Origin of the sequence: Erwinia sp. INIA01 (genome assembly GCF_025947915.1) — a bacterium.
GTDB lineage: Bacteria > Pseudomonadota > Gammaproteobacteria > Enterobacterales > Enterobacteriaceae > Erwinia > Erwinia coffeiphila.
The window spans coordinates 245,247-258,164 of sequence record NZ_JAPDNC010000010.1 but is presented as its reverse complement, the minus strand read 5'-3'; the positions used below and the strand labels follow the sequence as shown (position 1 = coordinate 258,164).

The 12,918-nt window shown below is 48.1% G+C and carries 10 protein-coding genes and 1 pseudogene; 5 read left to right on the top strand and 6 right to left on the bottom strand.

The window, feature by feature from the left end; translation table 11 throughout:
• Positions 1-535, bottom strand: a pseudogene (locus tag OMR58_RS18755) (transposase); the annotation flags it as partial.
• A 100-nt stretch (positions 536-635) separates the two neighbouring features.
• Between OMR58_RS18755 and OMR58_RS18750 the strand changes: the two are divergent.
• Complete coding sequence (locus OMR58_RS18750) at positions 636-830, top strand: hypothetical protein (RefSeq protein WP_264546663.1); 195 nt, start codon at positions 636-638, stop codon at positions 828-830.
• Here the strand turns inward: OMR58_RS18750 and OMR58_RS18745 are convergent.
• A complete protein-coding gene (locus tag OMR58_RS18745; protein ID WP_264546662.1) occupies positions 799-4,638 on the bottom strand; it encodes a YobI family P-loop NTPase in 3,840 nt (1,279 codons plus the stop codon). The two genes, OMR58_RS18750 and OMR58_RS18745, sit on opposite strands and share 32 nt — an antisense overlap.
• 624 nt (positions 4,639-5,262) lie before the next feature.
• On the opposite strand from OMR58_RS18745, the gene OMR58_RS18740 reads away from it, so the two are divergent.
• A complete protein-coding gene (locus tag OMR58_RS18740) occupies positions 5,263-6,183 on the top strand; it encodes a bifunctional helix-turn-helix transcriptional regulator/GNAT family N-acetyltransferase (RefSeq protein ID WP_264546661.1) in 921 nt (306 codons plus the stop codon).
• 24 nt (positions 6,184-6,207) lie between these two features.
• On the opposite strand, the gene OMR58_RS18735 is transcribed toward OMR58_RS18740, so the two are convergent.
• Positions 6,208-6,591, bottom strand: coding sequence for a GFA family protein (locus OMR58_RS18735; protein ID WP_200558660.1), 384 nt, complete (start codon positions 6,589-6,591; stop codon positions 6,208-6,210).
• 356 nt (positions 6,592-6,947) lie between these two features.
• Between OMR58_RS18735 and OMR58_RS18730 the strand changes: the two genes are divergently transcribed.
• Entirely contained in the window at positions 6,948-7,916 is a 969-nt protein-coding gene (locus OMR58_RS18730) for an NAD-dependent epimerase/dehydratase family protein (RefSeq protein WP_264546660.1), read from the top strand.
• Between the two features lie 117 nt (positions 7,917-8,033).
• Positions 8,034-9,230, top strand: coding sequence for an MFS transporter (locus OMR58_RS18725; RefSeq protein ID WP_264546659.1), 1,197 nt, complete (start codon positions 8,034-8,036; stop codon positions 9,228-9,230).
• Positions 9,231-9,246: 16 nt separating this feature from the next.
• Here OMR58_RS18725 and OMR58_RS18720 read toward each other — a convergent pair whose 3' ends face one another.
• From OMR58_RS18720 to OMR58_RS18710, 3 genes are all read right to left on the bottom strand, one after another.
• Positions 9,247-10,143, bottom strand: a complete 897-nt coding sequence (locus OMR58_RS18720) for a LysR family transcriptional regulator (protein ID WP_200558665.1) — start codon at positions 10,141-10,143, stop codon at positions 9,247-9,249.
• A 114-nt stretch (positions 10,144-10,257) separates the two neighbouring features.
• Positions 10,258-10,965, bottom strand: coding sequence for an MgtC/SapB family protein (locus OMR58_RS18715; protein ID WP_264546658.1), 708 nt, complete (start codon positions 10,963-10,965; stop codon positions 10,258-10,260).
• Positions 10,966-11,085: 120 nt separating this feature from the next.
• The gene (locus OMR58_RS18710; RefSeq protein ID WP_105595528.1) at positions 11,086-11,586 is read right to left on the bottom strand and encodes an Lrp/AsnC family transcriptional regulator; all 501 of its coding nucleotides are present in this window, start codon (positions 11,584-11,586) and stop codon (positions 11,086-11,088) included.
• 82 nt (positions 11,587-11,668) lie between these two features.
• Here OMR58_RS18710 and OMR58_RS18705 point away from each other — a divergent pair, with 82 nt between their 5' ends.
• A complete protein-coding gene (locus tag OMR58_RS18705; RefSeq protein WP_264546657.1) occupies positions 11,669-12,844 on the top strand; it encodes an MFS transporter in 1,176 nt (391 codons plus the stop codon).
• Positions 12,845-12,918: the final 74 nt, after the last annotated feature.

Below are 12,918 nucleotides of genomic sequence, written 5' to 3'. Positions count from 1 at the left end.
AGTTTTAGAAGGCAGTAAATCCGGTGAACACGCTTGTGATTCCATACATTTCCCCGCCTGCGGAGCACCTGAAAGAGCTTTTTGAAGCCGTATCGCGGATAGCGTTCAGCGGCCTCAGTCAGCGCATTTATTACCGGTTCGTCACGCCGGGTGTCGGGCTGGTAATGGTAAACCGTCCTGCTCAGCGATAACGTCCTGCATGCATGGCGTATGCTCATGGCAAAGTGTTCTGTCAGCCAGTTAACGAGCTCACGCTTTATCGCTGGTTTTAAAGCTTTTTTTCAATGACGTCTTTCAGAGCGCGATTTTCCAGGCTGAGGTCGGCGAACATCTGCTTCAGCCTGCGATTTTCATCTTCAAGGTCTTTAAGTTTTTTAATATCAGCGGCTTCCATGCCACCGTACTTCGCCTTCCAGTTGTAATAGCTGGCTTCAGAAATACCGGCCTCACGACAGACGTCCTTAACGGTACGTCCTGCTTCAACCGATTTCAGGACTGTGATGATCTGGTGCTCAGTAAACCGGGCCTTTCGCATGGCGATCTCCTCGGGGCAACGTTATCAGTATGCCGGAAGATCTCTAAAAGTGAATGGGACGTTTTAGCGGGATACTTACAATTCCATTCAGGTCCGGATTATGAACAAAAACGAAATACGCCAGTTCCGCGCAGCGCTGCGTGAAATGGTCAGAGAACTTGGCATGCTCAGCCGTAGAACCAGCGGAACGGAGCTTTCGCCCCTCCAGAGCCATATTCTGATTGAACTTAACAACCAGCCCTGCGGTGCAACCGAGCTGGCCATTAATCTGCATCCTTCACGTCGGGGTCTATAACGACGGAAAATTTCCCATCCTCACGTTCCTTGAAGCCTCTGATGATGCCTACTGTCTGGAGATGCTCAAGAATAGATATAACGCGGTTCCTATTTACAATTGAGATTGTCGCTTGGGTTCGATTGATGAATATGTTTCTCAATTCATCTTCGCCCAGTTGATGGCAAAGCCCCGCCAGTTGATATTTTTTTAGCCCTGTCACAATAAATTGCGTAAACAGCATGACTTTGAAATCTTCATTACTGGTGCTATTAAATACCTGCAGCAGGACATCATTAGGGAAATTTAGATTGGCGATATCAGATGCAACCATATAATCAATAAACTGCAACACCAGGCTCACTCTCTCTTGCACAGTAAATAGAGTGCTGGTCATGACTTTTGTGAGCATGACGTTGAAGAAGCTTGCATCTTTTACTTTTCTTAGATAAAAATCAGGCTGTGCCAAAAACTCACTTTTATACTGGCTGAACCAACAGACGAATGCATCACTGATATTTTTATCCTGAACCGAGTATTGAACCGTGATTTTCTCATACACGGCGGCGTCGAGAGGCAGTTTCAGCATGGCTATCAAACTACAGAAATTACGCGCGCTGAGCCGCTCATCAATTTCATGCATGTTAATCTCAAGCGGTACAACTAGTTTCCGATAAGTCAACTCATCCAAATTATCGTTGCAGATAATTTTCATATATAGCAGGTCATAGCGGTCTCCATCATAGACTTGCAGAGGGGACCGAGCGAATACAGCCACATGCTTTGTCACATACGCCGTCAGTATCTCTATGTTGCAGTTTTCACAAATATAGTCCATCAGCGCGGCCCATCCAGGAACGACGCGGTCATAACGATAAAACAGGTCATGATAGGAGAGCGTCAGGTGGTCTTCAGCAAATTCTGCTTCAGCAGATATCCCGGACAGTTCGGCAAACGAGAAGGTCATTTTTCTGACGATATTGCCTTTGGAATCGTCATTTAGAGAGGTGCGGGTCATGACATAGCGGATACAGTCGGCATCCTCAGAAGAGGAAATAAAAACATCCCTTACGAATGTATCGATGTTTTGGCTGAAGTAATCAGAAATACCACTGAGATTATGCTCATAGGCGAGTGTCCAGGGTTTCCCTTCCGCCTCTTCAGACGTTATATTTTCGATAAGACTCGCAACGGCAATGCCAACATTGTGTCGGGTTAACTGATAAAGATTTTTTTGAGCAATAAACTGCAGGCAATACCGCTCCGTTGGCGTCATCGGTTCAAACAGGTCGTTATAGCATGCATCTGCCTGTTGTACATGAAGCATGAAATCTTCCCTGTTGTCATCTGTGAGCTGAGAGATGATGCGGCAACCCAACATATGAATAAGCTGGCGGTATTGCTGTTTATCTAGCGCATTTTCAGGAGATACGCAGGCTACCACACTGATAGCGATATCGTTGGTGAATTTTTCACCTGGATGGCCTGCAAGAACGGCAACCATTCTGTCAAGATAACCATTTTTTTGTAGCGAAATAACGATTAACTTATCGAATGTTTTGGGTTTGCTAAATTTGCTGTAAAGCTCAGAAAAAACAGCGATGATGTGTTCATTTGACTTGCTGAATAGCGAAACAATCATATTCGCCAGATGTTCATCCTCGTTTTCAATCATATGAGTCAATAGTTGATGATGAAGCGCGCCATCGGAATAAATTCGGTTATGTTCCACAAGTTCGCTGATGACTCTGTTCTCATCATCGATAAAATATTCACCATTTGAGATTGTGCAGCTCAAATCTTGACCGACAGCTTTTAGAAAGTCGTTATCATTTACGGTCATTGATCCTTCATGAAAAATAGAGCGGTAGGACATAAAGTCCTGCATCACCAGACCATCGGAAAGCAGCAGATACAAGGCGTCTAATCCACCATTGCGCATATCGGCACACAAAGCATGGAGCTGCTGCTCAGAGACGAAATCATAACTTTTCATCTCTTTAAGATATTCCTGCGCAATATCTGCAAATTTTTCACGCCCGATAATTAGCGTAAGTTCACTTAGCGGAAGTGCATTTCTTAGTTTTATCGATTCTTTAATTTTTTTTGCTTTTACTTGTAGCTCACTAAGCTCTGAGTTTTTATCGTTGCCTAGGCTAGACTTTCTTTTCAGGTACTCTTCTTTCAACTGCTCTCTTAATGCTTTATCAAATAAGGAGAGTGAATTTGTTCCGCCATTGATAAAATAGCCAATATATATGTTATCTTCTCTTGACAAAAAATCCAAAAAACTCTTTTCATTATCAATCAAAGATAGAGTTGTGAGGCGATCAACGTTATGATATCCATTCTTCGTTACAAAATATACCGCGTCCCAAAGAATTTTAGGTAGATATCGATATATTATATCTTCTCTAATCCCTCGAGGGTCATACATTGGCTCATCATTAAGATGATCTATTTTTTCCTGTATAATGTCGAGTTTTGTTTCCATGTGATCGAAATGATTGCGGTGAAGTTTTCGGGTGCGATAGTCTCGAATGAATGAATATAAAACACCTGTCTTCTTATCGGTAAGAAAATAGTCTAAAGCGTATATGTTTTTATAAAAAACCAGCGATAAAAGTTTTATTTTATCCTTACTGTTATCAACAATATTGCTGAAAACATGATACTCATTAATCAAATTCTGCAGGCTGCGCATATCATTTATATATGCCGAAATGTCTTTCAAATACTTATCATTGTATGTGTCTAACGACATCTTTTTCTTTAACAAAGTAAACGCATTCTTGCTGTCCATAAATGGAATAATAGGAAGGATGAAATCAAAGAACTTAGTTCTGGCATCAGCACCTAGGAATAGGTCATCTCGTACTGCATAAACAAATCTTACAGGGTTACCATCAACAATGTTGTTATTAATGATCTTGTTGATTTCACGCAGTTTAACGAAAATCTCAGGCGTACCCAACCTGTCAAGATCTTCAAATATAACGACCTTGTATTCCAGTTTTGTGAAAAAATACACAATTTCGTCAAGGCAGTTATTTAGTAAAGATGGTGTTTCTTGGTCGCTTGCCTCAATATCCCCACTTAATAGGGCGATCTTGCTTAGTTTGAGCTTTTTATCAAAAAAACCTATTCGAGATGCGCACGAAGTTATAAAATACAGTGCTGCAAAAACCAAGAAAATCAATACAATCCCTTTTGTAATGTAGTGAGTTTTAAATAACTCGATCCATGATGGTGGAAGGTTGAGGAAATCTGAAATTTTTTTGAAATAGACAATAAATGCGACAGCAGCGATGGGCGCAATGACTTTAAGTAAGGAACGATAGGTTCCTCTGACATAGTGGGGGCCTCTATCGATTATTCTGTCTATCCTTGAGTCGGGAAGCTTTTCTCTATTTTCCTTGTAAAGAATTTGTTGCAGGATACTAAGTTCAACTTCTTGGTGAGTTGGGCTGACGGTTGTTTCATTCTCCGTCATATCGAATCCTGCAAGAGAAACATTGATGTACTTATGATTGCAGTGATATTTCATGAAAGATGAAATAACCGTACTTTTCCCTGCGCCATAGCTGCCTGTAATGGCAATGTTTCTCACATCCTTCTTCGATAAAGCGTATTTCAGGGCAATGAAATACTCTTTCATACTGGCATCATTGATGGTTTTCGGCGCTAAAGTATCATAGCGGTCACCTGACTCCCCTTCAGTCAGACTAAGCTCCTGCTCTGTACGTTGTACCTGATCTTCTGCCTGGCGCTTAACCAGCCATTTTTCCGTCTTCCTGCACAGACCTATTGCCCAGCTCAACACATTCATTCAGCGACTCCATTTTGGCCATACCCGATATGATAAGCGGAAATTACAACTGTGTTTAGTGACGTCCAGAACAATCCTGGTGGTTATATCGTAGCGTTTCAATATGATGAAAACATAATAATTTTTGATTCACTCGTGCGGATTTACATTTGGCATGTATAAGAAGGCATCTCTGGAGATGTTGACTTGGCATCGGCATTATCCACATGCTTCCTGGCAAACATAGCAAGAACAGCTATAAGTTACCCTTTGAGTTTCCAGCTCAGATAATGAACGCACAGCTGTGCCACTCCTGATTTGGCTCTGTCAATCAGAGCTAATACTAAGTAACACAGTGTGGTAACACGTTCCTAAGTCGAAACGCTTTTACATGTTATTGGCAACATGCTGTAGGTTGCCAATAATTTACCACTGTCCGTTCCAGCGCGAATGCTTCGTTCCGTGTCACAAGCAAACTTCTCAATGACGAGTAGAACACCACGATCAGTGCCTTCATTGAGCCCCTAGGGGAAGAAAGCAAACATACCGCCAGTCAGGACCGAAGTCGCATGACGCACAAACTAGTTAATAGTGTTAACTAGTTTGTGTATTATCGTGCGCTGACATTCCATTCAGGTCCGGGTTATGAACAAAAACGAAATACGCCAGTTCCGTGCAGCGTTGCGTGAAATGGTCAGAGAACTTGGCATGCTCAGCCGTAGAACCAGCGGAACGGAGCTTTCGCCCCTCCAGAGCCATATTCTGATTGAACTTAACAGCCAGCCCTGCGGTGCAACCGAGCTGGCCACTAAGCTGTGCGTTGATAAAGCGAGCATGAGCCGCACGCTTCGCAGCTTGATGGAGGCGGGATACTTACTGAGAGATCATGATGAGCAGGACGGCCGTGCCTCAACGTTCCGGCTAAGCGAGTCAGGGAACCAGAAGCTCGTATGCCTGGAAGAAAATGCCGACAGGTTTACAGAAGAAGCTCTTGCCTCCTCCTCCAGTGAAGAAATTCAGCAATTCTTTCAAACGATCGAAACATTTTCAGGCAGCCTGCGAAACGCCCGCCGCCAGCGCGAAGCAGAACTGACTTTCCGGCCGATTGAAGCCCGCGACAATGCGGCAATCGCAGAGATCATCCGCACCAGCTTTCGGGAGAATAAAATTGATCACCTGGAAGGGGTAAGCCTGCATGATCCTGAACTTGAACGTTTAAGCGAAGTTTACAGGCAACCCGGTAGTGGATACTGGGTTGCCGAAGCCAATGGCAGAATTGTCGGCGGTGCCGGATTAGCTCCGTTAGGCGGTGAGAAAGGCACCTGTGAAATGCAAAAACTGTATTTCAGTAGTGAGATAAAAGGCATGGGGATGGGTAGACGGATGATTGCCTTTATCATTGGACAGGCTACCGCCATGGGATATCAGTCCTGCTATCTTGAAACGCTGGACGAACTGAAGGATGCCGTTCGCCTTTATGAAGCTTTTGGCTTCCGGCATTTGTCTGAAAGGCTGGGCAACACCGGCCATGACGGCTGCGGCATTTGTATGCTGAAGACGCTGTAACGAAACAGAGTGCTGCTTCATCATTCAGACAGCGGCATCAGGCATGATTTTTCGCCACCATTCAGGCTTCATATCTTCAAATGAGTGAGATTGTGGCGAAAACAAGGCTTGCTCATTGTGGTCAAAAATTCCGCTCAGCAGAGCAATCACCGGACTGTCATCAATGGCACCGACAGAGGTGCCACACCGGCCGCAAAATGCCCGGGAGGAACTCGCGGATGAGCGGAACAGGGAAGGAACACCGCCTTCACCCGTCCATTCAACATCATCCGAGTGGAATTCAAGCCATACTGCGGTCTGGCAGCCAGAATGTTTCTGGCAAATATCGCAGGAGCAGGAATGAGAGGAAGAAGGGTTCAGCGCGGTGAAGCTGATAAACCCACATAAACATCCACCAGACAATTTCATATTTATCTCCGTCGCTCCTTTATCAACGCTCAGAAAGTAATAAAGATAGCATCGCCCGCTTTTCACTCACAGCGACTCTTGCGGGCACATAGGGCTGGCCTGGGTTATAACGGGCCACTTTCTATTAAAAACACCGTCATAGTAGATTCTTCGATTACTTCTGCTGAAAATCAATAGGTCACAATTATTATGATTTCGCCATAAATGCATTCGATATTGAGTCAAAGTCAAAATCGCCAGCACACCCTATGATATTTCTCTCGGTCAAATGGGCATTCAGGTGGTGTCTTTATCATACCTGGTTCTGCGGGAGAGAGCTCTGACCGCTATTCCGGGAACTCATACAGGGGAAAATCATGTCTCGTATCGTTGTGATTGGTGGCAGCGGCCACGTTGGATCTTATCTCGTGCCCATGCTGGTTGAACTGGGTCACCAGGTCGTTAATGTCAGTCGAGGTTCAGCAAAACCCTATCGTCCTCATTATGCATGGTCGAAAATCGAAAACGTTGTTATTGACCGACTGGAAGAAGAAAAAAAGGGGACTTTTGGCCAGCGTATTGCTGAGCTTAACGCCGATATTGTCGTCGACATGATTTCTTTTGACCTCAACAGCACGCAGCAGGTTGTTGCAGCACTGCGTGGCAAGATTGAGCACTATCTTTTTTGTAGTTCCATCTGGGTTTATGGTCGTTTTACGGCCGTACCTTCTCGAGAGAGCGATCCAGTGAGTCCTATCGACCCTTATGGCAAGGGGAAAGCGGAAAGTGAGGCATGGCTCCTGCGTGAAACCCGGCTGTCTGGCTTCCCGGCGACATCGTTTCGCCCTGGCCATATCGTCGGTGAAGGGTGGGTGCCGACAACGCCACAGGGTAACTCGAATCCTGAGGTTTACTCCCGAATCATTCGCGGAGAAACGCTTACCTTGCCAAACCTCGGCCATGAAACGCTACACCACGTACATGCAGTAGATGTGGCTCAATTTATTATTCGTGCGATTGATAACCGGGAAGCATCAATAGGGGAAGTCTTTAACGTAGTTTCGGAACAGGCCATCACCCTGCGCGGTTATGCTGAGTCGGTATTCCGCTGGTTCGGAAAGGAACCCGTCCTGAGTTTCCTGCCTTTTGAGGAATGGCTGAAAACCATCGAAGAGGGCGAGTATGCGCGGAACTCTGAAGGGCATGTGGTAAGAAGTTCGTCACATTCAATTGAAAAAGCTAAATTCCGTCTGGGCTACCAACCACGCTATAGCAGCCTTGAAGCTATCCATGAATCTGTCCAGGCGTTAATCGCTTCAGGCCAGGTTGAAAACCCGAAATCCTGAACGGTTTTTAATTGTGTTTTAACCCTCTCCGCCTCCTGTTCAGTATGTAATGGGACAGGAAGAATCTTAACCTTCTGCCGTTTACCGTCGGCAGAATCACCACTAATAGTATTCATAATGAACAAACCTAAAAATATGGGTGGCTTCAGTGCGCTCGAAAATACGTCTGCCTGGAGTGCTGTAATCAGTATGGCACTTTTGTGCTTCGTCCTGGTGTCGTCTGAATTTATGCCGGTCAGCCTGCTGACACCTATCGCAAATGATCTGTCAGTCACAGAGGGGCAGGCGGGTCAGGCTATTGCTTTTTCCGGCCTGTTTGCGGTCATTACGAGTCTGTTTGGCAATACTTTGCTTGCCAGGTTTGATCGTCGTAATGCCGTCATTGTCTACACCCTTGTAATGGTAATGTCCGGCATTATCGTCACGAATGCTCATAGTTACGGCATATTTATGCTCGGCCGGGCGCTTATTGGAATATCAATTGGTGGCTTCTGGTCATTATCAACGGCAATTCTGGTTCGGATTGTCCGCCCCGCCAGCGTTCCCAAAGCAATCGCGGTGCTACAGGGAGGGACGGCACTCGCATTTGTTGTGGCTCCACCACTGGGAAGCTTTTTGGGCAGTCTGATTGGCTGGCGTGGAGCATTTTTTACTGTGGTGCCAGCGGGAGTGATATGCCTGATATGGCAACTTGTCGTTATTCCAAAGTTGCCGCCACAGCAGGATACCAGTATAGGGCAGATAGCATCACTGCTGCGCAGGCGGACATTTGCGCTTGGAATGATTGCCGTGACGCTTGCGTTCATGGGGCAATTTTCACTTTCAACCTATCTGCGGCCATTCCTTGAGAGCGTAACCGGGCTTGGCATTAATATGATTTCTCTTTTCCTGCTAGGTGTGGGCGTTGCAGGACTTACGGGGACACTTATTTCAGGATTTTTAGTCAGGGATAATCTTTTGCCTGCGCTGACCGGGTTACCGGCAGGTCTGGCAGTTGTCGCCGGTCTGCTTACTGCTCTGGGTCACATTCCCGCTGCGACAGGTGCACTGCTGCTGGTCTGGGGGATCCTCGTCACCCCTATCCCTGTAATCTGGAATACCTGGATGACGCGGGTAATTCCTGACGAACTAGAAGCTGGTGGGGCGTTAATGGTTGCACTCATCCAGTTTGCAATCACCATGGGAGCATTTACTGGCGGTGAATTGTTCGATCATCGGGGCTGGGTTAGCACTTTTATGCTTGCGACCGCATTACTGGTCGCTTCCGCGGCTATTGCTGTATTGCCCGGACGGCGCTCACTTGTAAAGAAATGATTCCCGCATAGGTAACTTACGCAACAGAATTGAGACGTAAGGCATCAATGATCACCTTCAGGGCCGGTGACATCTGTCGCCGGCTGGGATAATAAAGATGGTAGCCTTTAAATACAGGACTCCAGTCTTCCAGCATTCTCACCCAGCGCCCCTGCTTTATACCCGGTTCAGCCAGATCATCCGGAACGTAAGCCAATCCATAGCCTGCTTCAACTGCGGTCAGCATCGGGTAAACGCTGCTGTAAATAAGTTGGCCCTGGACCTTCATATTTAGTTTTTCATTCCCTTTTTCAAACTCCCATGCATATAACTGACCGGCCCCTGAATGCCTGATGTTAATGCAGTTATGGCGAGCAAGTTCTGAAGGGTGCGCAGGCCTACCGGCTTTAGCCAGGTATTCCGGCGAACCGATGACGGCAGGTTGCCAGTCAGCGCCGATCCGGACTGCAATCATATCTTTAACAACGTCATCGCCTAACCTCACCCCTGCATCAAATCGACCTTCAACAATATCAATGAAGCCATTGGCCTGAGAAAGTTCGACCTGAATATCAGGATAGTTTTTTAGCACAAGAGCAAGAGCGGGCCAGATGCATTCATGAAGCATATGATCCGAAACCGTCAGTCTGACTGTGCCAGCCGGTGTGTCACGAAAACGCAGCAGTGCAGAGATGTCTGTTTCTATAGCGTCAAGGCGTGGTTCCAGTGCGAACATCAGCTTTTCACCTATCTCCGTGGGCGCCACCTTGCGAGTGGTGCGCATTAGCAGACGCATCCCCAGTCTCTCCTCAAGCCTCCTGATAATATGAGAAAGTGTGGATTGAGAGATATTTAATCGGGCTGCAGCTCGGGTGAAACTCCGTTCCTGCGCGACGGCCAGGAACGCAAGATAATCATTAAAATCTTCGCGCATGAAATTTCCAGGAAACGTAAACAGCCTTTATTTTAAACGCTAAGTAGTTTCAGACAAAGCTTGTATGAATTCAGCTATCAGGCGCGCGAAAGCATTCTGACAACCCCCTTATCATTACTGCGTATTCGCCCGCCATGTAGCATAGCTGATATGTTCCAGCCGCTTGAGCTGCTCCACCAGTTTATCCAGCTCGGCGGCGTCAACTTCCGTACTGATCAGGGTGATTTCGATATCGACATGGTCGCTGTCGGTCACGACCGTTTCAATATCCGCCGCAGGGTAGCGATGCAGCTCCAGAAACTCCTGCAGGGTATCGCGCACCTTGCCGGAATACTGTCGCGGGACCGTGGCGAGAATCACGTATTCCGCCTCAACGCTGTCGGTGTCGGCGCGGTTAATAAAATTCACCAGCGGGCGCAGTAACGTATTGCCGGCCAGGATAAAGACCGTTAAAAGCGCCGCTTCGGGGATGCGATCCACGCCGGTACAGGCCCCGACAGCCGCCGAGCACCAGAGCGTTGCCGCAGTGTTTAACCCGCTGACGTTGGCGCCTTCTTTCATAATCACTCCAGCGCCGAGAAAACCGATGCCGGAAACAACGTAAGAGATGACTCTCACTGCCTCCGTGCTGCCGGCAATAGAATCGGCCAGATCCACAAACCCCGCCGCGCCGATGGCGACCAGCACGTTGGTGCGCAGCCCCGCCGTGCGCTGGCGAAACTGGCGTTCCGCGCCGATCAGCGCACCAAAAATAAAGGCAAAAAAATAGCTCAAAAACGTGTTGGCGATACCCGAAAAATCAAAGTGTTCAACGAAATTCATGCCGGTCCCTTTGCCGCTGTTGAGTGCTGAGACACAGAGTATAAATTTCGTCTGTGAACATATCGTTGTCGGGGCCAGCATTTTATTGAAATCTGAAGATCTTTTTTTCAACGGACTGGATCAGTCCGGGGAAGGGCCTCGCTCCAGAAAGGTGGACAGGGCAATATAGCTGCGAACGGAGCGCACGCCGTCAAGGCTCTGAATTTCCATCAGAAAATTCTCCAGGGACTCCGTATCATCCGCGCGGACTTTAATTAACACGCAGCCGTCACCGGCAACGGTATGCAGTTCCTCAACCTCGCGCCGGCTGGTGAACTGTAGCAGCGCGCGCGTTGCTTCATAGCTGCTGGTATCAATCACCAGAAACGTTAACAGCGTTCGGCCCAGCTTGCAGCCATCGAGTACTGCCACGGTGCCTTTAATCACGCCGTCGCGCTTCAATCGCTTCACCCGATCGTGTACCGCAGGGGCAGACAGATGGACGATCTCGCTCAGTTCGCTGTAGCTGCGTCCCGCATCTTCGGCCAGCGCGCCTAATATTTTTCGGTCGATAGCATCGAGTTCGACCGGTTTATGCCTTGTCTGCCTAATACCATCTTTTTCTTTATCAATCGCGCTCATAAGCGTTTACCTGCTGAATGAAGTTATGAATATACTTTAATCCACCTAATAGTATTAAGCTAAAATTTATACTGGAGTTTACATGCCCATCGCACTACTTGCCCTCGCCGTCGGCGCATTCGGGATAGGCCTGACGGAATTCGTCATTGCCGGTATCCTGCCGCAAATCGCCGTGGCGTTTGACGTCAGCATTCCCTCCGCCGGATATATGGCGACCATTTACGCGCTGGGTGTTTTTATCGGCGCGCCAATCATGACCGTTCTGGGGGCCAGCATTCCGCGTAAAGCGATGCTGACCGGCCTGGCGGTGATCTTTACCCTGGGCAACGCGATCACCGCCATGGCCCCGACGCTCGAAGTGGCGCTGATCGGAAGAGTGATCACCTCTTTCAATCACGGTGCCTTTTTCGGCATCGGGTCGATTATCGCAGCGTCGCTGGTGGCACCTGGGCGGCAGGCGAGCGCCATCGCCTTTATGTTTTCGGGTTTGACGCTGGCAAACCTATTTGGTGTGCCGATCGGCACCTGGCTTGCCCAAACCTTTAGCTGGCGGCTGGTTTTTTGGGGGATCGCGGCTATTGGTCTGATAACCATCGCCAGCATCGCGTTGCTGGTCCCGCATATTGAGAAAGGCAAACCGATTGCCCTGCGAACCGAACTGCGTGCGTTTTTCGATCCCCAGGTTCTGCTGGTGATGGGCATTACCGTTTTCGGTCCGGCGGGCTATTTTACCGCCATCACCTATATCGCGCCGATCATGATTGAGGAGGGCGGTTTTTCTGCCGCAGGCGTGACCTGGCTGATGGTCCTCTTTGGCCTCGGGCTGGCCGTTGGTAACTGGGTGGGTGGCCGTTTTGCCGACCGTTCGCTGTTTGGTACGCTTTTCGTCACGCTTATCGCCCAGGGGATCGTGCTGCTTATTTTCTGGTTCGGCGTTCACAACCCGGTGATTGCCGCCGCGTCGGTATTCCTGATGGCCGCCTTTGGTTTCGCCACCGTTGCACCTATCCAGAAGTTGGTGATGGATCGTGCCAGCCAGGCCGGTGCGCCAACGATGGCTGCCTCCGTCAACATTGGCATGTTCAATCTGGGCAACGCGCTGGGTGCCTGGGTCGGCGGGGCGACCATCGCTGCCGGTTTTGGCCTGGTGTCACCGGGCTGGGCGGGTGCCATCCTGTCGTTTATTGCTCTGGGGCTGGCTGCCCTTGCCTGGCAAAGCGCGCGCAGAAGCTACGTGTTGAATACCGGGTCATGCTAACTGACTGAATCAACACGAATGTAAAAGCATCACTGACAGGGGCCGCTATGGGCCCCATTTTTATCGCCTCTCAC